This is a genomic window from Rhizobium anhuiense (assembly GCF_003985145.1).
In the GTDB taxonomy this organism is placed as follows: Bacteria; Pseudomonadota; Alphaproteobacteria; order Rhizobiales; family Rhizobiaceae; genus Rhizobium; species Rhizobium anhuiense.
This window is the reverse complement of record NZ_ML133523.1, coordinates 361,181-386,688: the sequence shown is the minus strand read 5'-3', so window position 1 is coordinate 386,688 and position 25,508 is coordinate 361,181. Positions and strand designations below refer to the sequence as shown.

Sequence of the window (25,508 nt, the reverse complement as noted above, 5' to 3'; positions counted from 1 at the left end):
CATGTTCAGGCAAACTATCACATGGCAGCCAAAGAAATCGAAATTGACGTTTACGTAAAAATCAATTAGCCCTTGCCTCGGAGGGGCTTTGCTGGGGTGCGAGGCCGTCTGCGGAGGAAAAGAGCATGTACAAGGCGCCCGTCGAGGAAATCGCGTTCACGTTGAAGCACGTAGCGGGCATGGGCGAGGCGATGTCACAAGGGCTGCTCGGTGATCTCGGCGAGGATCTCGTCGACGCCATCCTGGCCGAGGCGGGACGTTTTGCCACAGAGGAAGTGGCGCCTCTCGCCGACATCGGAGACCGCCAGGGCGCCCGTCTGGAGGGCGGCGAAGTCCGGCTGCCGGATGGCTGGCGCGATCTCTATCGCAATTGGATCGCCGGCGGCTGGAACGGACTGACCGCCCCCGAGGCGTTTGGCGGCCAGGCGCTGCCGCATATGCTGAATGTCGCGGCGCTGGAAATGTGGAACTCCGGCTCCATGGCCTTTGCGCTCGCCCCGACGCTGACGATGGGCGCCATCGAGGCGGTCAGCACCCATGGCAGCGCTGCGCTGAAAGACAAATATCTGGAGAAGATGGTGTCAGGCGAATGGACCGGCACCATGAACCTGACCGAGCCGCATGCCGGCTCCGATCTCGGCGTGCTGAAAGCCCGCGCCGAACGCCGCGATGACGGCAGCTACCGTCTGTTCGGCCAGAAGATCTTCATCACCTGGGGCGAACATGACGCAGCCGACAACATCATCCATCTGGTGCTGGCCCGGTTGCCGGACGCGCCGGCCGGCACGCGCGGCATCTCGCTCTTCCTGGTGCCGAAATTCCTGGTCAACGACGACGGATCGCTTGGGCCCCGCAACGATCTCTTCTGCCATTCGCTTGAGCACAAGCTCGGCATCCATGGTTCGCCGACCTGCACGATGATCTACGGCGACGGAAAATTCGGCAGTGAAAAAGGCGCTGTCGGATGGTTGGTCGGCGAGGAGAACAAGGGACTGGCCTGCATGTTCACGATGATGAACAATGCCCGCCTTGCCGTCGGCATGCAGGGCGTGGCGATCTCGGAGGCCGCCACCCAGAAGGCTGTCGCCTATGCCAGGGAACGCACCCAGGGCAGGGCGCCGGGTTCAACCAGCGCCGGCATGAGCCCGATCGTCGACCATCCCGATGTCGCCCGCATGCTTCTGACCATGAAGGCGCTGACCCAAGGGGCACGCGCCATCTCCTATGCCTGCGCTCACGCGATCGACATGTCCCATCGCGCCAGTGACGATCGTCGCCACTGGCAGGAGCGCGCCGCTTTGCTGACGCCGATCGCCAAATCCTTTTCGACCGATGCCGGCGTCGACGTCGCCTCACTCGGCATTCAGGTGCATGGCGGCATGGGCTTCATCGAGGAGACAGGCGCGGCGCGGTATCTCCGCGATGCCCGCATCGCCCCGATCTATGAGGGCACCAACGGCATCCAGGCGATCGACCTCGTCACCCGCAAGCTGCCGCTCTCCGGCGGCGAGCAGGTGAAGGGCTTCGTCGCCGAACTTCAGCAGATCGCCGATAGCGTCCGCGGCTCCAATCTCGATGGTTTCGGCGAGACTGCCGTAAGGCTCGATGCCGCGATCGTCGATCTCGAACAGACGACCGCCTGGCTGATGAAGGCGCTTGCCGAGGAGAGAGCCGCCGAGGCGCTCTCGGGCGCGACGCCCTATCAGCGCCTCTTCGGCCTCGTGCTGACCGGCGGTTACCTCGCCAAGGGCGCTCTCGCCGAGGCCGCCGATGGTGCAGGCGAGGGCCGCATCGCGCTCTGCCGCTTCTCTGCCGAAAACCTGCTCGCCGAGACCGCAGCCCTTCGCGACCGGGTCGTCAATGGCGCGGCAAGCCTTGCCGCCGCCCGCATCCTGCTTGCCTGAGGAGACCTCATGACCGACCACATCATCGTCGAGCAGCCTTCCGCCTATCCCGGCGTCCAGTCCATCCGCTTCAACCGGCCGGAAAAGAAGAACGCCATCACCCGCCCCATGTACCGCATCATGGCCGATGCGTTGAATGCGGCCAATGCCGATCCCGGCATCCGCGCCACCGCCTTGCTCGGCACCGAAGGCTGCTTCTCGGCCGGCAACGACCTGAACGATTTTCTCGCTGCCGCAATGGGCGGCCGCGGCCTGGAGCAGGAGATCCTCGATTTCCTCTATGCGCTGGTGAATGCCGAAAAACCCGTCGTTTCCGGCGTCGATGGTCTGGCGGTAGGCATCGGCACGACGATCCATCTCCATTGCGACCTGACCGTCGCCTCCAGCCGCAGCCAGTTCCGCACGCCCTTCGTCGATCTGGCGCTGGTGCCGGAGGCCGGTTCCAGCCTCGTCGCGCCGCGGCTGATGGGACATCAGCGCGCCTTCGCCATGCTGGCCGCCGGGGAAGCATTTTCGGCCGAGGAGGCAAGGCAAGCCGGTCTGGTCTGGAAGGTTGTCGAGCCAGGCGAGGTCGATTCACTGACGCTTGGCCTGGCTGCCAAACTCGCGGCCAAGCCGCCGGAGGCGTTGCGCATCGCCCGCGATCTTATTCGCGGCGATCGTGGCGAGATCATCGCCCGGATTGACGAAGAGGCCCGCTATTTCTCCGCGCGGCTGAAAAGCGCCGAGGCCCGGGCGGCCTTCGAAGCCTTCATGCGCCGCTAAGCGTCGCCTGACATCGTTTCTCAGGCAGCCGGCACGTTGAATACTTCGCCGGCCCTGAGCGGCCGAAACCGTTCCGGGGGAATATCATGCTCGCTCATTGCGTCTTGCAACGCTCTTGCCGGCGCGTCGACCGATTCATTTGTCAGTTGGAACGTGGCGAAGTGATGCCCGGCCACATAGGCCGCATTTGCCAACTTCATCCCGATCACCGCCTCCTGCGGATTCTGGTGCTGCCCTTTCATGAACCAGCGCGGCTCATATGCGCCGAAGGGTAAAATGGCCAAGCGAAAGCCGCCATGTTTCCGCTGTGCCGCTTTGTAATTGATGCCGTGGTGAAAGCCCGTATCTCCGACGTGATAAATTTTTCCGGCTGGAGTCGACAAAACGAACGACGCCCAGAGTGCCATCCGGCGATCGGCGGTTCCGCGCGCGGACCAATGGTGTGCCGGCTCTGCATCAATGCTTATTCCGGCGTGGGAAATGCGCTCGCCCCAGTCCATCGATGTCGTCTGTATATCGGGCACGGCACGGCGAATGATCGTGTCATTGCCGAGTGGCGTCACGACACGCGGCCGATGCTTCGCAGCCAACCGCCTGAGCGTTGCGATATCGAGATGATCATAGTGATTGTGCGATACCAGCACGAGATCGATTGGCGGCAAATCATCGAACGCGATGCCTGGTGGGACGACGCGCTTGGGCCCAGCAAAAGCGAAGGGACTTGCGCGTTCCGACCACACCGGGTCGGTGAGGATATTGAGCCCGGCGACCTGCACGAGCAGTGTTGCATGACCAACCATGGTCACCCTTAGATCCTCGCCGTCCACGCATGGAACCGGCTTGGCCGCCGGGTACGGACTTGGGACCGATTGCGGCCAACGCTGACGGCCACCGCCGAATTGCCAGCGCAGCAGATCGCGGAAACCAAGGGGCTCGATGCCGTCGGGATTGAAGAAATGCGCGCCGTCGAAATGATCGGACACCGGGCCGTTATAGTAGGGGTTGCGCCTTTTGGTCTTTCCGACAGGCACGCCTATTTCTCCAGTGTCGCCACCACCTCGACATGCGAGGTCCAGAGGAACTGGTCGATCGGCGTTACGCCAGTGATCCGGTAGCCGCCCTCGACGAGGATCGCGAGGTCGCGCGCCAGCGTCAGCGGATTGCAGCTGACGGCCGCGATCTTCTTCACGCCTGAGCGGGCAAGCTCCTTGCACTGGAACTCGGCGCCGGCGCGCGGCGGATCGAAGACGACGGCGTCAAAGGGCTTGAACTCCTGCGTCATCAGGGGACGGCGGAAGAGATCGCGCTTTTCGACGCTGACCGGCTTCAGCCCCTGCGTATTGCGGGCGGCGTGATCAAGGGCTGCGAGCGCCTTTGCCTCGGCTTCGACGGCATGCACGCGGCCGATCCGCGCCAGCTGCAGCGAAAACGTGCCGGCGCCGGCAAACAGATCGGCGATCCGTTTCGCCTTGCCGACATGAGCGAGCACCAGCTGCGCCATCGCCTGTTCCGCCGGCTTCGTTGCCTGGGTGAAACCGCCCGGCGGCGGCGCAACCTGGATGCCGCCGAAATCGACCAGCGGCTTCGACGGCTCGATGAGGATTTCGCCGTTCAGCGAAACGCGGGCGATGCCGCGCAGGCTGAGCACCGTCTCCACCGCCTTGCGCCGCTGCGGGTCGGAGAGTTTCTTCACCTCGTCGACCGAGATATCGAGGCCGGAAAGCGTTTCGAGCACGGAGATCCGGAAGGGCTCGGCATTGGTCGCCAGCGATGCGGCAATCGCCCTGATCGCCGGCAGCCGGGCGATGATCCCTGCCGACGAGATCGGACACTCCTCGATCGCGACGATATGATGGCTTTCGGCCTGGTTGAAGCCGATCAGCATGTCCTTCTCGGTCTTGCGTGCCGCAAACACCACGCGCCGCCGTTCGCCAGGGCGGGCCGGAACGATCTCGCCGACCTCGGGTGTCAGCCCTTTCGATTTCAGCGCGTCGATGACCAGCTGGCGCTTGAAGGCGCGGTAGGGGGCATCTGCCAGGTGCTGCAGCGTGCAGCCGCCGCAGGTGCCGTTGAGGCCATCCGGGCCGAAATGCCGGCAGGGCGGCTCCTGCCGGTCGGGCGAGGGCGTGGTGATCGACATGATCGTGCCCTGGCTCTTGACGCGGGCGATCGCCACCGTTTCCCCGGGCAGGGAGAAGGGTACATAGACAGGTCCGCCGGCATTGCTGGCGATGCCGTCGCCCTGGGCGCCGAGTTTTTCGATCGTGACGGTTTCGGTGCTCACGGTTTCAATCCTGCCAGAAGGAATTCCTGATTGCCGTCGCCGCCGGAAATCGGGGAGGGGATGAGGCCGAGGCTGTTCCAGCCCATGTCCTCGATGAACCAGCGCTGCAGTTCGGCAGCGACGGCGGGCGCCGAGGCGGGATCCTTCAGCAGTCCGCCCTTGCCGATCGCCTCGCGCCCGGCCTCGAACTGCGGCTTGACCAGCAGCACGGCGATAGCACCCGGCTCGGCGATCTCCAGCGCCGGCGCCAGCGCCAGCTTCAGCGAGATGAAGGAGACGTCGGAAACGATGAAGGTGGCGGGATGGCCGATATCATCTGCCGTCAGGTTGCGGGCGTTGAGGCCTTCCTTGCTGGTCACGCGCGGGTCGCCTGATATGCGCGGATGCATCTGCCCATGGCCGACATCGATCGCGGTGACATGGACGGCGCCCCTTTGCAGCAGCACTTCGGTGAAGCCGCCGGTGGAAGCGCCGATATCGAGACAGTGATGACCAGCGGGATCGAGCCGGAAATGCTCGAGCGCGGCGGCAAGCTTCAGCGCGGCGCGCGAGACATAGTCCTGCGCCGGATCGTCGATCTCGATGACGGCATGCTCGCCGAACAGCGCGCCGGCTTTGGTTACCACCTGGCCGCCGATCCTGACGGTGCCGCGCTGGACGGCGTCGCGGGCGCGCGAGCGGCTGGCGAAAAGGCCGCGGGAGACGAGAAGCTGGTCGAGACGTTGACTGTTTTGATCGGACATCGGCTGTGAATGACCGGCAAAGCCGCCGGTTGCAAGCATTTTGTTCCCAAGAGCGTCATTGACCCTCAAAAGCTTTCGGCGATAATCCTGCCGCGGCGATCGCGGGGCGGGCCGCAGACACGGGGGTGTTTTATGCTGAAGCTCTTCACTCTGCCTGTCGTGGGGCCCGTCGCGGTGGGGCCTATCGCTGCGGGGCTTGTCGCGGCGGGGATAGCATCGCCCGCATTTGCGAACGATACGATGGCCGAGGTCAAGACCGGCGGGCTGATCTTCGCCCAATCCGACGATGTCAGCATGGCGCAAGAGGATCTTTTCATCTCCGCTTCGGAAGTGCGGGTCGACTATGTCTTCGAGAACAGCTCCGACAAGGATGTCGAAAGCCTGGTCGCCTTCCCGATGCCTGACATCACGGGCCAGATCGACAACATCTCCGCCATATCAGATTATGACAGCGACAATTTCCTGCATTTTTCCACCGTGCAGGATGGCAGGCCGATCAGCGCCAAACTGCAGCAGCGCGTCGTCTCGCTCGGCATCGACGTCACCGACGAGTTCGCCAAACACGGCATTCCTGTCCTGCCCTACAGCCAGAAGACCGCCGAGGCGCTCGCCAAGCTTCCCGAAGCGGTCCGCAAGGACTGGATCGCCCGCGGCCTGATCTATTCCATGGGTGCGGGCGATGCCGGGGGCGATCTCGTGCCGCTCTGGACGCTGCGCTCGACCTATTGGTGGCGCACTACCTTTCCGGCGAAGAAGAAGGTCAGCGTCGAGCATCGTTACAAGCCGGCCGTCGGCGGCACCGTCGCCATCAGCTTTTTTGAAAATGGCGAACCGAAGGGCGAACGCTTCGAGGAATATTCCCGCAAATACTGTCTGGACGGAGATTTCGTCAGGGTTGCCCAGCAGCGGGCCAGGGAAGCCGAGGCCGGAGGGGCGAACTATACCGAAAGCTGGATCTCCTATGTGCTGTCGACCGGCGCCAACTGGGCGGGGCCGATCCGGCGCTTCCAGCTGACGATCGACAAGGGCAAGCCCGCCAGCCTCATCAGCTTCTGCGGCAGCAACGTGCAGAAGATCGGTCCGACGACCTTCCGGATGACGGCTGAGGATTTCGATCCCGCGAAGGATTTCGACATCCTGATCCTCAATCCGCCGGAGGCGGCACAATAATCATCGGCCCCGACCGCCGCAGCGCACAAATTTAAACAAATTTAAAGCCCGTCCGCATAGGTTTGGCTTGATTGCAGCGGTTCGTCCGAACTGTTTCGTGCCATGACGGCGCCGGCGTCCTATCGCCAATCATGTTCTCAGGTTCAGAAGTCCCTGCGGTTGCGCTTTTCGCGCCACCCGCCTTTCGCCGCGTCGACTGTCGTCAGGAGAAATCACCGATGTCCGCCAAAAACATATCCTTGAACGGTAAGCTTGCGGCCACGTTCGCAGCCCTCATTCTCATCTTCGTCGCCGTTTCCGCTTTCGTTTATTCCAAGGCGATGGCGTCGGCGGCCGCTTCCGCCGAGCAGGAAAAGTCCGAGCTGCTCGTCAACCAGATCGACGATGCGCTGCAGGCGATGCTCGAACAGGCCGTCAATCTGCGCGGCTTCATCCTTTTCCGCAGTGACAGCACCTATGGCGATGTCTTCGCCAATCGCGAGCGCATGCTGAAGGCGATTGCCGCTGCCAAGCAGACGGCGGCTGATGAGCCGCAGCTGGTCGAGATGATCGACGGCATGCAGAAGGCCGCCGACCTCTATTTCCATGAACTCGCCGAGCCGCAGACCAAGGCGCGCAAGGAAACCGACATGCCGATCGAAGAGGTCGTCAAGATCGGCGTCAACGCCACCAAGGGCCAGCTCGACGGCTTCCGCCAGGCCTCCGCCAAGATTAAGGCCAGCGCCCGTGAAAAGTCGAATGCGCTCGCCGCGGTCCGCGCTGATGCCAACCGCGATCTGAAGACGACGCTGCTTGCCGGCGGCATCCTCGCCTCGCTGGCCGCTGCCGTGCTCGCCTGGCTGATGTCGCGCACCATCGTCCGCCCGGTCGTCGGCATGACCGCGGCCATGGATCGCCTTGCCGGCGGTCAGAACGACATCGAGGTTCCGGCGGTCGAGCGCGGCGACGAAATCGGCCGCATGGCCCAGTCGGTGCTGGTCTTCAAGCAGGCTGCCATCGAGAAGCTGCGCCTTGCCGGCGAGACCGACCGGATGCGCGATGACGCCGAGCGCCAGCGCCGGGCAAACGACGAGCAGAAGGCGCGCGAGGAAGGCGAGCTCCGCCATGCCATCGACGCTCTGGCGGGCGGCCTTGCCGAGCTTGCCAATGGTGATATGGCCGGTCGTATCCAGACGCCGTTCGCCGCGCAATATGACAGCCTGCGCAATGACTTCAACCAGGCCGTCGAGAAGCTGCAGGCCGCTCTGCAGTCGGTCGGCCGCAACGCCTCGGCGATCAATGCCGGCGCCGGCGAAATCCGCTCGGCTGCCGACGATCTCGCCCACCGCACCGAGCAGCAGGCTGCCGCCGTCGAAGAGACCGCCGCAGCGCTCGAGGAAGTGACGACGACCGTGCGCGACAGCGCCAAGCGCGCCGAGGATGTCGGCAATCTCGTCGAGCGCACCCGCCTCGGCGCCGAAAAATCCGGTGAAGTCGTCCGCAAGGCGGTCTCCGCCATGCAGCAGATCGAGAAGTCCTCGGGCGAAATCTCCAATATCATCGGCGTCATCGACGACATCGCCTTCCAGACCAACCTCTTGGCTCTGAACGCAGGCGTCGAGGCAGCGCGCGCCGGCGATGCCGGCAAGGGCTTTGCCGTCGTCGCCCAGGAAGTGCGCGAACTCGCCCAGCGTTCGGCCAAGGCCGCCAAGGAGATCAAGGCTTTGATCACCACCTCGGGCGAACAGGTCGTCGCCGGCGTCTCGCTCGTCGGCGAGACCGGCAAGGCGCTGGAAGCGATCGTTTCCGAGGTGCAGGAGATCAACCACCACGTCAACGCCATCGTCACCGCCACCCGCGAACAGTCGATCGGCCTGCAGGAGATCAACACCGCCGTCAACAACATGGACCAGGGCACGCAGCAGAATGCCGCCATGGTCGAGGAGCAGACCGCGGCAAGCCATGCGCTCGCCCAGGAGGCAAACGCCCTCGACGAGCTGCTGCGCCAGTTCAAGCTCGGCGAGGCAGCCCCGGCGCCGCGGGCAACCGTTGCCGGCGCAAACGCCCGCCCGGTCGCCTCTCCGGCCCACGCTCTCACCCGCACCGTCGCCAAGGCCTTCGGCGGCAGGCAGGCGAGTGCCGCGGCTACCGTTCAGGAAGAGTGGACGGAGTTCTGAGAAGCGCTTTCTTCGGAAAGGCACGTTGAACAAAGGGGGGCGGTGCAGTGATGCGCCGCCTTTTTCTATTGAGATGACCTGCTTGGCGGCCCCCTCATCCGCCTGCCGGCACCTTCTCCCCGAGGGGAGAAGAGTTTTGCGGCGACGTTTCGATTCCCTCTTCTCCCCTCGGGGAGAAGGTGCCCGTAGGGCGTTTGAGGGGGCCACACGGCACGCCCTCACATAGCCTCGGCTACCCAGCAACCCCAACCGCAACACCGCGCCCCAGCGCCTTGAACACCGTCGAGACGATGCCGGCGCGGTCGAGGCCCGCATGGGCGTTCATCGCTTCGGGCTTGGCCTGTTCCATCCAGATGTCGGGCATGACGAGCGAGCGCAGTTTCAGGCCGTTGTCGAGCAGGCCTTCGTTGGCGAGGAAGTGCATCACATGGCTGCCGAAGCCGCCGATCGAGCCTTCTTCGACGGTGATGACGATCTCGTGGTGGCGGGCAAGCTGGCGGATCAGCTCGTGATCGAGCGGCTTGGCGAAGCGCGCATCGGCGACCGTCGTCGACAGCCCCGCGGCATCGAGATCCTCGGCGGCGAGCAGACAATCGGCCAGCCTTGTGCCGAAGGAGAGCAGCGCTACCTTGGTGCCTTCCTTGACGATGCGGCCCTTGCCGATCTGCAGGATTTCGCCGCGCGCCGGCATGTCGACGCCGACGCCTTCGCCGCGCGGATAGCGGAACGAGATCGGCCCGGCATCATAGGCGACAGCCGTGCGCACCATGTGCTTGAGTTCGGCCTCATCGGCGGCCGCCATCACCACGAAGCCGGGCAGGGTGGTGAGGAAGGCGGTGTCGAAGGAGCCGGCATGCGTCGGCCCGTCGGCGCCGACGAAGCCGGCGCGGTCGATCGGGAAACGCACCGGCAGTCCCTGGATCGCCACGTCGTGCACGACCTGGTCGTAGGCGCGCTGCAGGAAGGTGGAATAGAGGGCGGCGAAGGGCTTGTAGCCTTCCGCCGCAAGGCCGGCGGCGAAGGTCACGGCATGCTGTTCGGCGATACCGACATCGAAGCAGCGCGACGGAAAGAGCTCGGCGAGCTTGTCGAGGCCGGTACCATTCGGCATGGCGGCGGTGATGCCGACGATCTTGTCGTCGAGCGCAGCCTCCTGCACCAGCGCTTCGGCAAAGACGCTGGTATAGCTCGGCGCATTCGGCTTGACCCTGGCCTGGGCGCCGGTGATGACGTCGAACTTGTTGACGCCGTGATATTTGTCGGCAGCTGCTTCCGCCGGCGGATAGCCCTTGCCCTTCTGGGTGACGACGTGGATCAGCACCGGTCCGCGGCCATTGTCGCGCACATTGCGCAACACGGGCAGCAGGTGGTCGAAGGAATGCCCGTCGATCGGGCCGATATGGTAGAAGCCCATCTCTTCGAACATCGTGCCGCCGGTGACATAGCCGCGCGCATGCTCGACGGCGCGGGTGATCGCCCGGTCGATGTTCTTGCCGAGATAGGCCGTCAGCTTCTTGCCGAGATCGCGGAAGCCCATATAGGTGCGGCCCGAGGCGAGGCGGGCGAGATAGGCGCTCATCGCGCCGGTCGGCGGCGCGATCGACATGTCGTTGTCGTTGAGGATGACGATCAGCCGGGCATCGAGCGCGCCGGCATTGTTCAGCGCCTCATAGGCCATGCCGGCCGACATCGCCCCGTCGCCGATGACGGCGATGACCCGGCGATCGGTCTTGTCGAGATCGGCGGCAATCGCCATGCCGAGGCCGGCCGAGATCGAGGTCGAGGAATGCGCCGCCCCGAAGGGATCATATTCGCTCTCGGCCCGGCGGGTGAAGCCGGACAGGCCGTCTTCCTGACGCAGCGTGCGGATGCGGTCGCGCCGGCCGGTGAGGATCTTGTGCGGATAACATTGATGGCCGACATCGAAGATCAGCCGGTCGTCAGGCGTGTCGAAGACGCTGTGGATGGCGATCGTCAGTTCGACGACGCCAAGACCGGCCCCGAGATGACCGCCGGTACGCGACACCGCATCGATCATCTCGTCCCGGACTTCGCGGGCGAGCTGCGGCAGGTCGCGATCCTCGAGCTTGCGCAGGTCGGCGGGATAGATGACCTGGTCGAGCAGGGGGGTCTTCGGCAGTTGTGTCACGGGCGGGCGCTCTTTCTTGCTTTTCCTTGTTCCGCTTTATTCGATTAGATTGCGGCAAAACAAGTGCATTTCAGGAACCGAAGGTTTTCACCCTAGAGCATGACGCTGAAAAGTGTGAGCAGTTTTGCACGATATCACGCTCTATTTCTGTGGTTAATCGAAGCCGGGTCGGCGAAATCGCCATGAGGTGGGGAAGCCCGATCTTCGCCGGGGCGTGTGCCGCTTCTCCCTGCTGTCGCGGTGGCAACCGAAGGAGAGGCGCTTGAATATGACACGGAATGGTAGCAAAGTCGCCGCACTGGCTGGGGGGACGGGGCATGGGAACGATTGTTGCAGCGCACGCCTATGTGAATAACGAGGTCGCCTATGTGGCCTGGGACATAGACGCCAGGATCGATGGATGTCTCGGGTTTGAAGTCGTCCGCGTCTATCTCGACGAGCAGGGTAACGTCGCGAAAAGACCCGACGGTGCGGATGACCGCGTAACCTGTGCCGCGTGGGTCGCCTTCAAGGGTCAGCGCAATCCTCACTGGCTGCCGCAAACGACGTCGCTTTGGCCGGTGCAGAAGCTGTCCTGGCGCGATCTCACGCTGCGCAAGCGGCGCAACGAAATGAGACGGCGGCCGGACGAGGTCCACCTGCGCTACGAAATCCGTCCGCTCGGCGACTTGAAGCCGGGCATGCAGGCGGCATCGGATCCGACGCCGCAGCTCGTCGAAATCAACAAGCGGGACGGAAACGGCAGGCCGATCAAGAAGGCTGACGGCAGCTATGAGAAGATCGCGGTCAAGGCCTATGAGGGCCCGCCGCGGCCGCTCGGTTATCTCGGGCCGGCTGTCGCCAGCAATCCCGTCCATGTGACGCGCAAGCGTGGCGCCTTCGAGTCCACCTTTACCAACGGCATTCTCGCCGCGCAGTGGCTGAGAAACGTCCTGCTGGAGGACGGCGTGAAGCAGCCGAACGAGCTGATCGAGATGATTTCCAACCCGTCGAACGGCATCCGTAAATATCTTGCCGGCGATGTCATTCCGATGCTCAAGGGCTTCATCAATGCGCCCGGCCGCTTCCTTGTCGCCCTCTACGAACTGGAGGACGAGGAACTGCTGGAGCTGCTGCTTGCCAACAAGGACAAGTTGCGCATCATCCTCGCCAACACCGGAAAGGTCGGCGACGCCTGGGATGTGCGCAATGCGCATGCACGCCAGGCGCTGGTCGATGCCGGCGTCGAGATTCACCACCGGATGTTCAACAATTCGAGCCAGATCGGCCACAACAAATTCGTCGTGCATATTCCGTCCGATGGCGCTGCGCGCTGCGTCTTCACCGGCAGCACCAACTGGACGGCGACCGGGCTTGCCGGCCAGTCCAACAACGCGTTGATCGTTCGCAACGATGCGGTTGCCGCCGCCTATGTCACCTATTGGGAGCGGATGCTGGAAGACAATGCGACGCTGGAAGCGCCCATCGAATTTGATGACGGCATGCCCGACAACCAGCAGAGCAAGAAGTTCCGACGCTTCAATGAGACGCCTTCTCTTGTCCCGATCGGCGATGAGGCCTCGGGGCATTCGGTCGAGGCGTGGTTCTCACCGAACATGCAGAGCCGCAGAAAGGGCAAGGCAACGCCGCCCGATCTTCGCGAAGTCTACCGGCTGATGCGCCGTGCCGAACATGCGGTGCTGTTTCTGGCCTTCTATCCCGGTCAGTCGGGCAGGGATTGCATTGTCGGCGAGGCGATCGATATCGGCCTCAAGGACCAGAAGCTGATCGTCACCGGCGCGGTTTCCAGCGCCCAGGCCATGCCCAACTACGTCGCCGGCAAGAAGAACGATCCCGACGATGAGGACGACGATGTCGACGCCGTCTCGCCCCACACATTCGAGGAGGCCAATGTCTCGATCGTCCGGGCCTCGCGCATCGACGACCGCCAGCTGTTGGCGGATTTCGGCGCGGAGGAACTGACGGCCAAGAAGGTGGGCGCCATCATCCACGACAAGGTGCTGGTGATCGATCCCCTGTCGGAGGATTGCGTCGTCGTGCTCGGCAGCCACAATCTCGGCTTCAAGGCCTCTTACGGCAATGACGAAAACATGCTGATCGTCAAAGGCGACCGCGCGCTTGCCGAGGCCTATGCGGTGCATATTCTCGATGTCTATGACCACTATCGGTTCCGCGCCGTCGAGGCCGAGTTGAAGCGCCAGGGCAAGAAGGGCTGGTCGGGCTTTCTCAATGTCGACGACAGTTGGCAGGACGGCTACGTCAACCGCACGAAGGGCGCGCTGACGCGATATTTCGCCAAGGGTTGAAGGTCCGGAGAGGTCGACAGCCGCGCTCCGCTGCTGCCGTCAGCCCTCCGGCAAAGGCACGAATTCCTCTTCGTCGCCGGGCACGATGTCGAAGCGGCCGGAGCGCCATTCCTCCTTGGCCTTTTCGATCCGCTCCTTCGAGGACGACACGAAATTCCACCAGATATACCGTTTCGAATTCAGGCTGGCACCGCCGAAGAGCATCAGATGACAGCCATCGCGGCCGGCTTCCAGCGTGATTGCATCGCCCGGCCGGAAGACCAGCAGCTGGTCGGCGGCAAAACGGTCGCCCGATATGACGACCTCGCCCGAGAGCACGTAGACGGCGCGCTCTTCATGGGCCGCGCCGAAGGGAAATTTGGCGCCGGGCTGCAGGTCGAGATCAACATAGAGCGTGTCGGAGAAAACGCCGACCGGCGATGTCATGCCTTCGAACGAGCCGATGACGACACGCCCGCGCACGCCTGTTGTCTCGATCAGCGGCATCTCGGTCTTTTCCGTATGGGCGAAGGAAGGATCGATCTCCTCCTTGTCGTCGGGCAGCGCCAGCCAGGTCTGCAACCCCGACATCAGCAGCGGATGGCCGCGCAGATTGTCGGGCGTGCGCTCGGAATGCACGATGCCGCGGCCCGCCGTCATCAGGTTGATATCGCCGGGGCGGATGACCTTTTCGGTGCCGAGGCTGTCGCGATGGCGGATCTCGCCATCGAAGAGATAGGTGACCGTCGACAGGCCGATATGCGGGTGCGGCTTGACGTCGAGCGCCTCGTCCGGCTTCAGGATTGCCGGACCCATGCGGTCGAAGAAGATGAACGGCCCGACGAGCCGCCGCTGTCTCGTTGGCAGCGCGCGGCGCACCTGAAACCCGCCGATATCGCTGGTGCGCGGGATGATCAGGTTCTCGATCGCGTCGCAGGCGAAGGCATCGCCGGGCAGGGGATCTTTACCGGGAAAGAAGGACATCAGTGATCTCCGATCGCAAAGGCTTCAGGCACAGATAGTGCCTGGAGCGCCGCACGTCCAATCGGACGCGCTAAGGACGCTCCAGCACCTGAAAGCGCGCCGCGCGTCCAATCCGACGCGCTAAGGACGCTCCAGACGTGAAAGAGCGCCGCGCGTCCAATCGGACGCTGCGTGACTCAGATCGCCGTGAAGCCGTTATCGACGAAGAGATGCGCGCCGTTGACGAAGCTCGACTCGTCGCTGGCAAGATAAAGGGCGGCGCGCGCCACATCCTCCGGCTCGCCGATCCGTCCCTGCTGGGCGGCAATGGCGGCGTCGGAAACATCGACGCCGAGCGCCTGCAGGTCGGCCACCTCGCGCAGGCCGTGGGGCGTGCGGATGAAGCCGGGGCAGACGGCGTTGCAGCGGATGTTGCGATCGCGGAATTCGACGGCGATGGCGCGGGCAAACATATGCACCGCCCCTTTGGTCGTGTCGTAGAGCACTTCCATCGGCGTGGCGGCGACCGCCGAGATCGACGAGGTGCAGACGATCGATCCGCCGCCGCTTTCAATCATCTTCGGCAGCACCGCCTTGGTCATCAGGAACATCGAGCGCACATTGACGGCGTGCAGCCAGTCCCATTCCTCGACGGTCGTTTCCAGGAAAGGTTTGATGACGATCGTGCCGGCATGGTTGAAGAGCACGGTGACGGCGCCATAACGCGCCTCGACAGCGGCGACGGCGGCATTGACGGCGGCTTCGTCGGAAACGTCAGCCGTCCAGCATTCGGCCTCGCCGCCGGCATCACGGATCGCCTTGACGGTCTCGGCGGATGCATCGCCATTGCGGTCGATGATCGCGACACGCGCGCCTTCCGCTGCAAAAAGCTTCGAGGCGGCACCGCCCATGCCGGTCGCGCCGCCCGAGATAATGGCGACCTTGCCCTTCAATCTGTCCGACATTTTTCCGTCCCCTCATTGTTTGCAAGGGATCATAGATCGGTCTGAAGCCGATCGCCAAGCGTCTTAAAGAGAGTTCCGGTACGCCTCAGGCGCCGTCGAGCGGCTCGACGGCCTGCGGCTTGCCGGCCCGGTCGAGCCGGATCTTCTCGATGCGGTTTTCCGCCGCCGAAAGCAGGGTCTCGCAATGTTTCTTCAGCGCTTCGCCGCGCTCATAGATCTCGATGGATTCGTCCAGCGCCACATCGCCGCGTTCCAGCCGGGCGACGATGCTTTCGAGTTCGGCAACCGCCTTTTCGAAGGAAAGGCCTGATACCTCGGGCTTGGCGCTGTCAGTCATTCTCAACCCTTCATCATTCTCAGAATATGCATGCCCGCCGATTCGGCGAGTCCCTCGAGATCATAACCGCCTTCGAGCAGGCTGACGACCCGGTTCTTGGCGTGCCGGTCGGCCAGTTCGAGCACGCGCCCGGTCGCCCAGTCGAAATCCTCGCCGGTCAGGTTGATCTGCGCCAGGGGATCGCGGTGATGCGCGTCGAAGCCGGCCGAGATGATGATCAGATCCGGCCGGAAATCGTCAAGCGCCGGCAGCACGCGCGATTTGAACGCCTCGCGGAAATGATCGCTGCCGACATTCGGCGAAAGCGGCGCATTGACGATGGTGTTGTGCTTGCCCTTCTCGTCCTTGGCGCCGGTGCCGGGATAGAGCGGCATCTGATGCGTCGAGCAGAACAGCACCGAGGCATCGTCCCAGAAGATATCCTGCGTGCCGTTGCCGTGGTGCACGTCCCAGTCGACGATCGCGACGCGCTCGGCGCCATGCATCTTCTGCGCATGCCGGGCGGCGATCGCCGCATTGTTGAAGAAACAGAAGCCCATCGCCGTCATCTTTTCGGCATGGTGCCCCGGCGGGCGGGCGGCGACGAAGACATTGTCGGCCCGGCCGGTAAAGACGTCGTCGACTGCGGCCATCGCCCCGCCGATGCCGGTCAGCGCCGCCTGCAGGCTCTTTGGGCTGGCATAGGTATCGGCTTCGATCTGGTTGATCTCATCCTCTTCCTCGGGGATCTCCCGCATCACGGCGATGAGATGTTCTTCGGGATGGGCCAGCAGCACCGCATCCTCGCTCGCCTGCGGCGCCTGCCGGCGCTCCAGCCGCTCGAAATTCGGATGTTCCAGCGCAACATTGATGGCGCGGATCCTGTCGGATCGCTCTGGATGGCCGGCGGGGGTCACGTGTTCCAGGAAGATCGGGTGTTCATAAAGACGGGTGCTCATGGAGACACTCTATCGGTCGCTTATGTCATGTGCCACAGCAGATGGGGCATCGCCCGACGATTTCAACAAGCGCCGTTGCCGCGCCGTCCGACCGCCCGCTCTATCATTGCGGCATTGCGCCGGTTACCTCGGAGGCGCTGTAACACTTTGAACTGTTGTATAATTTCATCCCTAAACCGGTTTCAGTTTAAGGAATTATGCAGTACTGTCATCAATGGGGAACTTTGTAAGGCAGTTGCGTTGATGAGTCAGTCGAAACGTCCTGATGTGACGGACATACGCGTGCCGTTTCGCGATGTCGATATGAACGGCCGAATGTTTCTGGCCTCCTATATTTCCTATGCCGAATCCGTACTTGCAAGCTTCTGGTCGTCGCGGCCCGATGTCGATGACGAACCGGTCTATAGCCCCAGCAAAGTTTCCTGCATGCTCCACCGCCCACTGCACTACGACGAGCCGGTCACCTTCACCACCACCGTCGACAAGATCGGCATGCATTCCATCGGCTTCCTCGTTTCGATCGACACCGGGGAGCAGCGTGCCGCCGAGGTCGAGATTATCTGGCAGGCCCGCACCGGCGAGGACCAGTCGCCGGCCTCGCTGCCGGAGGAAACGCGCGACTGGCTTTATCGGTTTTTGGATTAGGGTGTCGGGTAACTATGGGACCACCTCCTCGAAAGAAAGAAGGCGAATGGAGCCGCGAACTATCGACAATGCCGTTCGTTTTGTTGCCAAGATGTATAGTCGCCGTAACGCCCGTCAGCAGACTTTCGGCTCAAGCATCTGTGACGACATGATTTTCGTGTTGTCGGACGAACCCGTAGCGCGCATGTAAGCGCGCGAGCGTGGTCACTGTATCAATCTTCGTCACTCTCGACGTCTACTTTGAACACCGCTTCGAATCTCTCACGTAGCGCGGCGGGAATCTCCTTGTACCGAGCCATTCGTTCGTGTTTCCCGCCCATCACGCCGAATATATGGTAAAACTGGAAAGCCTCGTCAGTCGTTATGTCGAGGATGATGCGATACCCCTCCCAATCGAATTCAGTGGGATCGAAACGTTGGTCCTGCTTTAGCAATGACTTAATGGTTCTCTGCGAGAGGCGTAAGCCGCTACCATCCGTTGCTCGTTCAAATGTCTCAGCGTGGCGGCATAACTTCTCCAAGGTTTTTGCCATCGTATCGAGCTTGCCGCCTAGATCGCCCAAGGCGCTGACGACCGGAGTTTTGACAATAGACGCGTTCATATAGTCTGCGAGATAAAAGGTGATTGAATCTCTTTCAAAATGTCCGTGTCGTTCGTATGTGACGGAGACCTGAAGTTCGGGTTCCGGGTTCGCGTTAAGAATTGTGAAAAATGAATCAATAAGAAAGACGTGTTCGACTGACGGCCTTAATTGTCGTAAGCCACGCTCTTTCAGGCGCGCGAGCGCTTTACGCTCGAAGGGGAAATTCGCTTCAACGCCAACCTTTAAATTGTCGATTACCTCTGAATTGGACACATTTCGCAGCTTGAACGAAACAAGCTGACCTTGCGGAAATAGACTAATTTCAAGCGGTAAAGCTTTATTCTTTGGCCTGTTACGGATGTCTTCTATCTCGTAATGCTCCATCGGGTCACTATGCGAACCACGACGTTTGTAATAGCGATGGTCTTGGCTTTGATGTGGTGCCTTTGGGCTGACGCCAACCGCGATGACGTAGTATCTGCCGGTTTCGGCGCTTATCTCTGCAATGTCCACAGTCTCTACCGCAGGAAAAGTGCCGCTATTGATCGCCCTATGAAGCCAATCCAGCTTTGAAGATTCCCGCCATCCGCCGTCTAGCGCGAGTTTTTCATCGGATGCATCGATACCGAGAATGAAGGTGCCGCCTGCTGAATTGGCGAAGGCACTAACTGCCTTGCAGACGGCCTGTATTTCGCCCTTGCCTAGTAGTTTAGAGCTTTTGTATTCGAGCATGACACTCTCTGGAGGATTGTCAGCGACGAATGCCTTCAAATCAGCATATGTTTTTAAAGGGATCATTATATTGGTCTGCCCCTGCGGAAGTTCTATCCCTTCGGTCTACAACGCCGTTAGCCCTTCCGTGTCGACACCGAGCTAAAGAATTTTGCTTGTTGTTTCGGAAACGTCTTCCAGTTCGAACAGTGCCAAGTTTACTCGACCTGGGAAATCATAACGCTCAATTAAATCCAGCACGTCAGTGCTCCCTATGACCATATACTCGAGCAGGATAGTTTGCTCGGAATCACTTAGCTGCTTTTCAGTCACGATGTTCATCGGTCCTGAGTGAAGAAGCCGACTCGTCAGTCGATACAGGTAGTCATACTGCGCGACCATTCCAACGCGTTTGGCCTCCTCTCTCCAGTTGAATTTGCTAAGGTACTTCTTTAGCAGTACCTCGTCCGCAATCTCCTTACTGAACTCTTCCAGTCGAGCTTCAATCGCAGCCAATTGCCGGCGCACCCGATTTTGCTCTTTGTTCTCCAATAGATGCGCTTGGTATCCGTAGCCATTATATGCAGCTGCAGCAGCATAAATCGAGAAGGTGCGACGAGCCCTCGCATCGAGTTCGGCGCACTGCCGCTGATGCTCCGCCTGAGCTGCAGCGACCTGATCTTCATCTTCTAATGGCAGCGCTCGCAACGCGTCTGCCCACGCGTCGGTGATAGCGTCGTCTTCTTTGTCGAGCTCACGAAACAGCTCGGCTTCGGTCTCAATTTTCGAGAGCAAGCCATTCAGGTCTTCGATTTCGTCCTGCAGCAGTCGGCCGTAGAACCTTAGTCCCCACTCCGATCCCAATTCGAAAAGACGAAGCCAAACCAAATTCTCAAAAAGATTGCGAGCTGCGGACAACAACTCCAATGACGACGGAGGTCTATCAAGCGGCAGGAGCAGCGGCAGCTTCTCGAGAGTCCCTTTATGCGCGGCCAATATCCAGGTGAGGGACGTTTCTGGAAGCTCGCCGAGCGCACGTTCACGAGCAGATACTCCCCAAATCGCCCCGTTCACCTTCGCCATTGCATGAGCCGCTCGTCCCTGGACAAGCTCTGCAAACTCAAGGCTGAGATCGGTTGGCGATTTCACTGGCAGCTTCATGTGCTCCCCTTCTGGATGACTGCAGTTACGAACTCATGAGCTTCGCAATCTGTCAAACCTCCTGTCTTCATCGAAATCATGCAGATCTCTGGTCGCTATTTGGTCGATACTCAACGAGATCCGGCTTCGAGAACTTCTTCTGGGTTCGCCTCGCTCTCACAGGTCCAGGCGACAATTCCGTCCGGGCACACCTGCCGGGCTGTCAGCCTCAAATGTTCCTTCACGTCAGCTTCGACATATTTGACTTGGTCACCCCAACTGCGCGCAGTTGCCCGGAGCGGTGCGCGGCCACCGAAATCGATCAGCAGGCCCTGTCATAGCCCAACGAAGCAGCGAGCCTGGTACGGTTCATCTATTCGAAGTCCAGGACGCTGCGGCCGACCAACGCGTGGCCGTCGCCGAGGTCTTAGCGCATCGACGTATTCCAGATCCGATGGCGAAATAGCTTGCGTCGCCCCCACCGTCCAATCACCTGGCCGCCATGCTTGCGACCAGATCGCTGAACCTTTCTCCCTGAATGCCGACATGCGTCCGCAGCAGGCGGCGGGCTTCGTCGCCGTCTCCGGCAAAGATCGCATCGACGATGGCGCAATGTTCGGAGAAGGAGGTCGACAGGCGGTTGCGCACGCGCAGCTGGAGGCGGCGATAGGGCCGCAGGCGGCGGTGCAATTGCAGGCATTGCTCCTCGAGGAATTCGCTGCGCCCGGCCGCGTAGATGGCCTTATGGAATTCCTCATTGTCGTAATAATAGGCGTCGCTGTCACCGGCGGCGGCCGATTGTTCGCAGCGGCTGTGGGTGGCGGCGATCGCTTCCCGGGAGGCCTTGTCCAGCCGTCGGGCGGCGAGCGACCCGGCCAGGCCCTCCAGCTCGGCCATCACCTCGAACATTTCATAGACGCGGTGCGGCCCGGGATCGATGACGATGGCGCCTCTGCGCGGCCGGATTTCGATGAGGCCGATCGCATCGAGCTGCATCAGCGCCTCGCGCACCGGTGTGCGGGAGACCCCGAAACGCGTCGCAAGCACCATTTCGTCGAGCCGCTCACCGGGGGAGAACTCGTTGGAAAGAATTGAATTTTCAATTTCATCCCGAAGCCATCGGCCTGCATTTTCGGACATTCGTCTCACTTCCTTCATACATAAGCGCAATTCTTGTATACACGATTGTTGACCTCGTGTACGAAGAGTGGCATTCTACATACTACCGGTGAAACCCGATGATGGGAAGCGGCCCGTCAAGGCAGTCCGCGAACCCATACGGCCCAACAGAAGAAACCAGCGGAACAGAGGAGAATGGCATGTCTGAGGCTTCCTTCTTCACCGACATGCTGCAGAGCATCACCGATCGCGGACGCCAGCTTCTGTTTTCCGGCGCGCGCGCCACGCAGGTCGCAGCCAAGGCCGATCTCCAGACGCTCTGTGAAATGCTGCTGTCGAGCCGGGGCGAAGCCTCGGGCATGGCGCTTGCCGCCGAGATCCTCGATCGCTGGGAGGCGCTCGACAGCGAGGGCGCGCAGGCATTCCTCGATATGCTGCATGAAAAGTTCGGGCCTGACACGGTGAGGCTCGACCAGGCGATCGAAAACTACCGCACCGACAAAAGCTCGGCCGCGGTCATTGCTCTCCACCAGGCAGCCGAGCCGCGGCGACAGGAGCTCCTGCGGCGATTGAACCACGCGCCGAACGGCACCGCCAAGCTCGTCCGGATGCGCCAGCAGCTGCTTGCTTCCAAAGACCAATCCGAAGGTTATCACGCGCTTGACGCTGACTTCACCCATCTGTTCGGCTCCTGGTTCAATCGCGGCTTCCTGACGCTGCGTCCGATCGACTGGACGACGCCGGCTTACATCCTCGAAAAGATCATCAAATACGAAGCCGTGCACGAGATCGCCGGCTGGGAGGAGTTGCGCCGCCGTCTGGCGCCGGCTGACCGCCGATGTTTTGCCTTCTTCCACCCCCGGCTGGCCGACGAGCCGCTGGTGTTTGTCGAGGTGGCGCTGACCCGATCGGTGCCGAGCGCGATCGGCGATGTGCTCGTCGAGGGCAGGGAGCAGATCAATGCCGACGAGGCGACGACGGCCGTCTTCTATTCGATCTCCAACTGCCAGGACGGCCTGCGCGGAATCTCGTTCGGCAACTTCCTGATCAAGCAGGTCGTGGAAGACCTGCGCAGAGACCTGCCCAGCCTGAAGAATTTCGTCACGCTGTCGCCGGTGCCGGGCTTTGCCCGCTGGCTTGCCAAGGCGCGCCCGGAAACGCTGGTGGCGCTAGACGATCCGAACTGGCCCGGCGACGAGAAGACGGCGGCCGACGTGGAGCGCGTGCTGCTGCCGCTTGCGGCGCGTTATTTCCTCACCGAACGGACGCCGGAGGGCCGCCCCGTCGATCCCGTCGCCCGCTTCCATCTCGGCAACGGCGCTCGACTGGAAAGACTGAATTTTCTCGGAGACCGCTCGGCCAAGGCGATGCAGCAGGCCCACGGCCTGATGGTCAACTATCTCTACAAGCTCGACGACATCGTGGCCAACCACGAGGCCTTAGCGCAGCGCGGCGAGGTGATTGCCTCGCCTGCCGTCAAAAGCCTGCTCAGCCAGACCGACGAAAGCCGCCGCAGCGGCAATGGCCAGCAAGGCTCCCGGCCATTCGCACAGATAATGAACACCACGCTTGGAGGAGGGCGAAAGTGAGCAACCATCTTTTCGACGCCATGCGGGCGGCTGCGCCCGGTCACGCACCGTTCATCCGGATCGATGACACCCGCACATGGACCTATGATGACGCCTTCGCTCTTTCCGGCCGGCTTGCCGGCGCGATGGACACGCTCGGCATTCGCCCGGGCGACCGGGTGGCGGTGCAAGTCGAAAAAAGCGCCGAGGCATTGATCCTCTATCTCGCCTGCCTTCGAACCGGCGCGGTCTACCTGCCGCTCAACACCGCCTATACGCTGGCCGAGCTCGATTACTTCATTGGCGATGCGGAGCCGCGTCTGGTGGTCGTGGCGCCGGCTGCCCGGGAAGGCGTGGAGACGATCGCCAAGTCCCACGGGGCGATCGTCGAAACGCTCGATGCCGACGGCAGCGGCTCGTTGCTGGATCTCGCCCGCGATGAGCCGGCCGACTTTGTCGACGCCTCGCGCACTGCTGACGATCTGGCGGCGATCCTCTACACTTCGGGAACGACGGGCCGTTCCAAGGGGGCGATGCTCACCCATGGGAACCTGCTCTCGAACGCGCTGACCTTGCGGGATTATTGGCGCGTCACATCAGACGACCGGCTGATCCACGCCTTGCCGATCTTCCACACCCACGGGCTGTTCGTCGCCACGAATGTCACGCTGCTCGCCGGCGCCTCGATGTTCCTGCTGTCGAAATTCGACGCCGACGAGGTCGTTTCGCTGATGCCTGAGGCAACGATGCTGATGGGCGTGCCGACCTTTTACGTGCGCCTGCTGCAGAGCCCGCGCCTCGACAAGCAAGCGGTCGCCAACATCCGCCTGTTCATCTCCGGTTCGGCGCCGCTGCTTGCCGAAACCCATACCGAGTTCCAGGCCCGCACCGGTCACGCCATTCTCGAGCGCTACGGCATGACCGAAACCAATATGAACACGTCCAACCCCTATGACGGGAAACGCATTGCCGGAACGGTCGGCTTCCCGCTGCCTGGCGTGACGGTGCGCGTCACCGATCCCGCCACCGGGCTCGAGCTGCCGCCTGATGAAACCGGCATGATCGAGATCAAAGGGCCGAACGTCTTCAAGGGCTATTGGCGTATGCCGGAAAAGACCGCGGCCGAATTCACCGCCGACGGTTTCTTCATCAGCGGCGATCTCGGCAAGATCGACCGGGACGGCTATATCAGCATCGTCGGCCGCGGCAAGGACCTGGTGATTTCGGGCGGATACAACATCTACCCGAAGGAGGTCGAGGGCGAGATCGACCAGATCGAGGGTGTGGTCGAGAGCGCTGTCATCGGCGTGCCGCATCCCGATTTCGGAGAAGGTGTCACTGCCGTCGTCGTGCGCAAACCCGGCGCCGTGCTCGACGAAAAGACCATCGTCAGCGCCCTTCAGGACCGTCTCGCCCGCTACAAACAACCCAAGCGCATCATCTTCGCCGACGACCTGCCGCGCAACACGATGGGCAAGGTTCAGAAGAACATCCTGCGGCAGCAATACGCCGATCTTTATACAAGGACCTAGAGCAATTCCAGGAAAAGTGTGAAGCGGTTTTCCGCCGGGAATTGCGTAAAAACAAAGACTTAGAGCGGTTCTGCGTTTCCATGAAAAGCTGAACCGCTCTAAGGCGGTCGCGCCCTCTGGGAGGAGGGTGCGCCGGCATCCCGCATCGATCTTGAACACAACAGCTACGGCGCTGGAGGCGTCGGAGGGAGGGGAATCATGGGTATTGAATTACTGGCCATAGGCCTGCTGGTCGCCATGTTCATCATTGCGACGATCCAGCCGATCAACATGGGTGCGCTCGCCTTTGCCGGCGCCTTCGTGCTCGGCTCGATGATCCTCGGCATGAAAACCAACGATATATTTGCCGGTTTTCCGAGCGATCTGTTCCTGACGCTCGTCGCCGTCACCTACCTCTTCGCCATAGCGCAGATCAACGGCACGATCGACTGGCTCGTCGAATGCGCCGTGCGCCTGGTGCGCGGGCGGATCGGCTTGATTCCCTGGGTGATGTTCCTGGTTGCCGCCGTCATTACCGGTTTCGGGGCTCTTGGGCCGGCTGCGGTCGCCATTCTCGCACCCGTCGCCTTGAGCTTTGCCGTGCAGTACCGCATTCACCCGGTCATGATGGGCCTGATGGTGATCCATGGCGCGCAGGCGGGCGGCTTTTCGCCGATCAGCATCTATGGCGGCATCACCAATCAGATTGTCGCCAAGGCCGGCCTGCCTTTCGCGCCGACCTCGTTGTTTCTCTCCAGCTTCTTCTTCAACCTGGCGATCGCGGTGCTGGTCTTCTTCATTTTCGGCGGCGCAAAGGTGATGAAGCAGGACGCCGCATCGCTTGGCCCCTTGCCCGAACTCCATCCCGAGGGCGTGTCGGCGTCGATCAGAGGTCACGGCGGCACGCCGGCAAAACCGATCAGGGAACATGCCTATGGGACGGCGGCCGATACCGCGACGACGCTGCGCCTGAACAATGAGAGAATTACCACCTTGATCGGCCTGACGGCGCTCGGCATCGGCGCCCTGGTCTTCAAGTTCAACGTCGGCCTCGTCGCCATGACCGTGGCGGTCGCCCTGGCGCTGTTGTCGCCGAAGACCCAGAAGGCGGCAATCGACAAGGTCAGTTGGTCGACCGTGCTGCTGATTGCCGGCATCATCACCTATGTCGGCGTCATGGAGAAGGCCGGAACGGTCGATTACGTGGCGAACGGCATATCCAGTCTCGGCATGCCGCTGCTGGTGGCGCTGCTGCTGTGCTTTACCGGCGCCATCGTCTCGGCCTTCGCCTCCTCGACCGCGCTGCTCGGCGCGATCATCCCGCTCGCCGTTCCCTTCCTCCTGCAAGGGCATGTCAGCGCCATCGGCGTGGTCGCGGCGATCGCCATCTCGACGACGATCGTCGATACCAGCCCATTCTCCACCAACGGCGCCCTAGTCGTGGCCAATGCGCCGGATGACAGGCGCGAGCAGGTGCTGCGGCAGCTGCTGATCTACAGCGCGCTGATCGCCATCATCGGCCCGATCGTCGCCTGGCTGGTGTTCGTCGTGCCCGGGCTGGTGTGACGGCG

The 25,508-nt window shown here is 62.1% G+C and carries 21 protein-coding genes; 9 read left to right on the top strand and 12 right to left on the bottom strand.

What is annotated here, in order from left to right; translation table 11 throughout:
- Positions 1-125: 125 nt before the first annotated feature.
- Both EEQ99_RS12515 and EEQ99_RS12510 read left to right on the top strand, forming a co-directional pair.
- Complete coding sequence (locus EEQ99_RS12515; RefSeq protein ID WP_127430531.1) at positions 126-1,904, top strand: acyl-CoA dehydrogenase family protein; 1,779 nt, start codon at positions 126-128, stop codon at positions 1,902-1,904.
- Between the two features lie 9 nt (positions 1,905-1,913).
- Positions 1,914-2,669: a crotonase/enoyl-CoA hydratase family protein gene (locus EEQ99_RS12510; RefSeq protein ID WP_063476442.1), complete on the top strand. Its 756-nt coding sequence runs from the start codon at positions 1,914-1,916 to the stop codon at positions 2,667-2,669.
- A 20-nt stretch (positions 2,670-2,689) separates the two neighbouring features.
- On the opposite strand, the gene EEQ99_RS12505 is transcribed toward EEQ99_RS12510, so the two are convergent.
- From EEQ99_RS12505 to EEQ99_RS12495, 3 genes are read right to left on the bottom strand one after another with little or no spacing between them, the layout of a single operon-like run.
- On the bottom strand, positions 2,690-3,700 hold the full coding sequence (locus EEQ99_RS12505; RefSeq protein ID WP_127430530.1) for an MBL fold metallo-hydrolase: 1,011 nt from the start codon (positions 3,698-3,700) through the stop codon (positions 2,690-2,692).
- Positions 3,701-3,702: 2 nt separating this feature from the next.
- Positions 3,703-4,953, bottom strand: coding sequence for a class I SAM-dependent RNA methyltransferase (locus EEQ99_RS12500; RefSeq protein WP_127430529.1), 1,251 nt, complete (start codon positions 4,951-4,953; stop codon positions 3,703-3,705).
- Positions 4,950-5,735: a TlyA family RNA methyltransferase gene (locus tag EEQ99_RS12495; RefSeq protein WP_244604797.1), complete on the bottom strand. Its 786-nt coding sequence runs from the start codon at positions 5,733-5,735 to the stop codon at positions 4,950-4,952. Before EEQ99_RS12495 ends, EEQ99_RS12500 begins: the two co-directional genes overlap by 4 nt.
- A gap of 93 nt (positions 5,736-5,828) precedes the next feature.
- Between EEQ99_RS12495 and EEQ99_RS12490 the strand changes: the two genes are divergently transcribed.
- Entirely contained in the window at positions 5,829-6,866 is a 1,038-nt protein-coding gene (locus EEQ99_RS12490; RefSeq protein ID WP_244604796.1) for a DUF4424 domain-containing protein, read from the top strand.
- Positions 6,867-7,084: 218 nt separating this feature from the next.
- A complete protein-coding gene (locus tag EEQ99_RS12485; protein WP_127430528.1) occupies positions 7,085-9,022 on the top strand; it encodes a methyl-accepting chemotaxis protein in 1,938 nt (645 codons plus the stop codon).
- A 232-nt stretch (positions 9,023-9,254) separates the two neighbouring features.
- Here EEQ99_RS12485 and dxs read toward each other — a convergent pair whose 3' ends face one another.
- Positions 9,255-11,171 carry a 1-deoxy-D-xylulose-5-phosphate synthase gene (dxs, locus tag EEQ99_RS12480; RefSeq protein WP_097542842.1) on the bottom strand — a complete coding sequence of 639 codons (1,917 nt, stop codon included), beginning with the start codon at positions 11,169-11,171 and terminating at the stop codon, positions 9,255-9,257.
- Between the two features lie 317 nt (positions 11,172-11,488).
- On the opposite strand from dxs, the gene EEQ99_RS12475 reads away from it, so the two are divergent.
- A complete protein-coding gene (locus EEQ99_RS12475) occupies positions 11,489-13,477 on the top strand; it encodes a phospholipase D-like domain-containing protein (RefSeq protein ID WP_127430527.1) in 1,989 nt (662 codons plus the stop codon).
- Between the two features lie 39 nt (positions 13,478-13,516).
- Here the strand turns inward: EEQ99_RS12475 and EEQ99_RS12470 are convergent, their stop codons facing one another.
- The 4 genes from EEQ99_RS12470 to EEQ99_RS12455 form a co-directional block, all read right to left on the bottom strand.
- Positions 13,517-14,440 carry a pirin family protein gene (locus EEQ99_RS12470; protein ID WP_047613896.1) on the bottom strand — a complete coding sequence of 308 codons (924 nt, stop codon included), beginning with the start codon at positions 14,438-14,440 and terminating at the stop codon, positions 13,517-13,519.
- 176 nt (positions 14,441-14,616) lie between these two features.
- The gene (locus EEQ99_RS12465; protein ID WP_127430526.1) at positions 14,617-15,384 is read right to left on the bottom strand and encodes an SDR family NAD(P)-dependent oxidoreductase; all 768 of its coding nucleotides are present in this window, start codon (positions 15,382-15,384) and stop codon (positions 14,617-14,619) included.
- A gap of 85 nt (positions 15,385-15,469) precedes the next feature.
- Entirely contained in the window at positions 15,470-15,721 is a 252-nt protein-coding gene (locus EEQ99_RS12460; RefSeq protein WP_047613900.1) for an exodeoxyribonuclease VII small subunit, read from the bottom strand.
- A gap of 2 nt (positions 15,722-15,723) precedes the next feature.
- Positions 15,724-16,659 (bottom strand): histone deacetylase family protein, encoded by a 936-nt coding sequence (locus EEQ99_RS12455; protein WP_047613902.1) that lies wholly within the window; start codon positions 16,657-16,659, stop codon positions 15,724-15,726.
- 243 nt (positions 16,660-16,902) lie between these two features.
- Between EEQ99_RS12455 and EEQ99_RS12450 the strand changes: the two genes are divergently transcribed.
- The gene (locus tag EEQ99_RS12450) at positions 16,903-17,304 is read left to right on the top strand and encodes an acyl-CoA thioesterase (RefSeq protein ID WP_127430525.1); all 402 of its coding nucleotides are present in this window, start codon (positions 16,903-16,905) and stop codon (positions 17,302-17,304) included.
- A 212-nt stretch (positions 17,305-17,516) separates the two neighbouring features.
- Here the strand turns inward: EEQ99_RS12450 and EEQ99_RS12445 are convergent, their stop codons facing one another.
- The 4 genes from EEQ99_RS12445 to EEQ99_RS12435 form a co-directional block, all read right to left on the bottom strand.
- On the bottom strand, positions 17,517-18,620 hold the full coding sequence (locus tag EEQ99_RS12445; protein ID WP_164735929.1) for an ATP-binding protein: 1,104 nt from the start codon (positions 18,618-18,620) through the stop codon (positions 17,517-17,519).
- Positions 18,621-18,761: 141 nt separating this feature from the next.
- On the bottom strand, positions 18,762-19,760 hold the full coding sequence (locus EEQ99_RS12440; protein ID WP_127430523.1) for a hypothetical protein: 999 nt from the start codon (positions 19,758-19,760) through the stop codon (positions 18,762-18,764).
- A gap of 110 nt (positions 19,761-19,870) precedes the next feature.
- Positions 19,871-20,062: an aromatic-ring hydroxylase C-terminal domain-containing protein gene (locus EEQ99_RS35480; RefSeq protein WP_342212743.1), complete on the bottom strand. Its 192-nt coding sequence runs from the start codon at positions 20,060-20,062 to the stop codon at positions 19,871-19,873.
- 166 nt (positions 20,063-20,228) lie between these two features.
- A complete protein-coding gene (locus tag EEQ99_RS12435) occupies positions 20,229-20,879 on the bottom strand; it encodes a GntR family transcriptional regulator (RefSeq protein ID WP_127430522.1) in 651 nt (216 codons plus the stop codon).
- Positions 20,880-21,058: 179 nt separating this feature from the next.
- On the opposite strand from EEQ99_RS12435, the gene EEQ99_RS12430 reads away from it, so the two are divergent.
- The 3 genes from EEQ99_RS12430 (at position 21,059) to EEQ99_RS12420 (ending at position 25,503) form a co-directional block, all read left to right on the top strand.
- The gene (locus EEQ99_RS12430) at positions 21,059-22,447 is read left to right on the top strand and encodes a malonyl-CoA decarboxylase (RefSeq protein WP_127430521.1); all 1,389 of its coding nucleotides are present in this window, start codon (positions 21,059-21,061) and stop codon (positions 22,445-22,447) included.
- Entirely contained in the window at positions 22,444-23,958 is a 1,515-nt protein-coding gene (locus EEQ99_RS12425; protein WP_127430520.1) for a malonate--CoA ligase, read from the top strand. Before EEQ99_RS12430 ends, EEQ99_RS12425 begins: the two co-directional genes overlap by 4 nt.
- A 198-nt stretch (positions 23,959-24,156) precedes the next feature.
- Complete coding sequence (locus tag EEQ99_RS12420; protein ID WP_097630547.1) at positions 24,157-25,503, top strand: SLC13 family permease; 1,347 nt, start codon at positions 24,157-24,159, stop codon at positions 25,501-25,503.
- Positions 25,504-25,508 lie beyond the last annotated feature (5 nt).

What these genes read in the sequence shown, in the direction of transcription:
- EEQ99_RS12470 (WP_047613896.1), bottom strand. Translation starts at nt 14,440, where the DNA reads ATGTCCTTCTTTCCCGGTAAAGATCCCCTGCCCGGCGATGCCTTCGCC.
- EEQ99_RS12475 (WP_127430527.1), top strand. Translation starts at nt 11,489, where the DNA reads ATGGGAACGATTGTTGCAGCGCACGCCTATGTGAATAACGAGGTCGCC.
- EEQ99_RS12515 (WP_127430531.1), top strand. Translation starts at nt 126, where the DNA reads ATGTACAAGGCGCCCGTCGAGGAAATCGCGTTCACGTTGAAGCACGTA.
- EEQ99_RS12460 (WP_047613900.1), bottom strand. Translation starts at nt 15,721, where the DNA reads ATGACTGACAGCGCCAAGCCCGAGGTATCAGGCCTTTCCTTCGAAAAG.
- EEQ99_RS12440 (WP_127430523.1), bottom strand. Translation starts at nt 19,760, where the DNA reads ATGAAGCTGCCAGTGAAATCGCCAACCGATCTCAGCCTTGAGTTTGCA.
- EEQ99_RS12435 (WP_127430522.1), bottom strand. Translation starts at nt 20,879, where the DNA reads ATGTCCGAAAATGCAGGCCGATGGCTTCGGGATGAAATTGAAAATTCA.
- EEQ99_RS12510 (WP_063476442.1), top strand. Translation starts at nt 1,914, where the DNA reads ATGACCGACCACATCATCGTCGAGCAGCCTTCCGCCTATCCCGGCGTC.
- EEQ99_RS12450 (WP_127430525.1), top strand. Translation starts at nt 16,903, where the DNA reads ATGAGTCAGTCGAAACGTCCTGATGTGACGGACATACGCGTGCCGTTT.
- EEQ99_RS12455 (WP_047613902.1), bottom strand. Translation starts at nt 16,659, where the DNA reads ATGAGCACCCGTCTTTATGAACACCCGATCTTCCTGGAACACGTGACC.
- EEQ99_RS12485 (WP_127430528.1), top strand. Translation starts at nt 7,085, where the DNA reads ATGTCCGCCAAAAACATATCCTTGAACGGTAAGCTTGCGGCCACGTTC.
- EEQ99_RS12495 (WP_244604797.1), bottom strand. Translation starts at nt 5,735, where the DNA reads ATGCTTGCAACCGGCGGCTTTGCCGGTCATTCACAGCCGATGTCCGAT.
- EEQ99_RS12420 (WP_097630547.1), top strand. Translation starts at nt 24,157, where the DNA reads ATGGGTATTGAATTACTGGCCATAGGCCTGCTGGTCGCCATGTTCATC.
- EEQ99_RS12465 (WP_127430526.1), bottom strand. Translation starts at nt 15,384, where the DNA reads ATGTCGGACAGATTGAAGGGCAAGGTCGCCATTATCTCGGGCGGCGCG.
- EEQ99_RS12490 (WP_244604796.1), top strand. Translation starts at nt 5,829, where the DNA reads ATGCTGAAGCTCTTCACTCTGCCTGTCGTGGGGCCCGTCGCGGTGGGG.
- EEQ99_RS12445 (WP_164735929.1), bottom strand. Translation starts at nt 18,620, where the DNA reads ATGCTCGAATACAAAAGCTCTAAACTACTAGGCAAGGGCGAAATACAG.
- EEQ99_RS12430 (WP_127430521.1), top strand. Translation starts at nt 21,059, where the DNA reads ATGTCTGAGGCTTCCTTCTTCACCGACATGCTGCAGAGCATCACCGAT.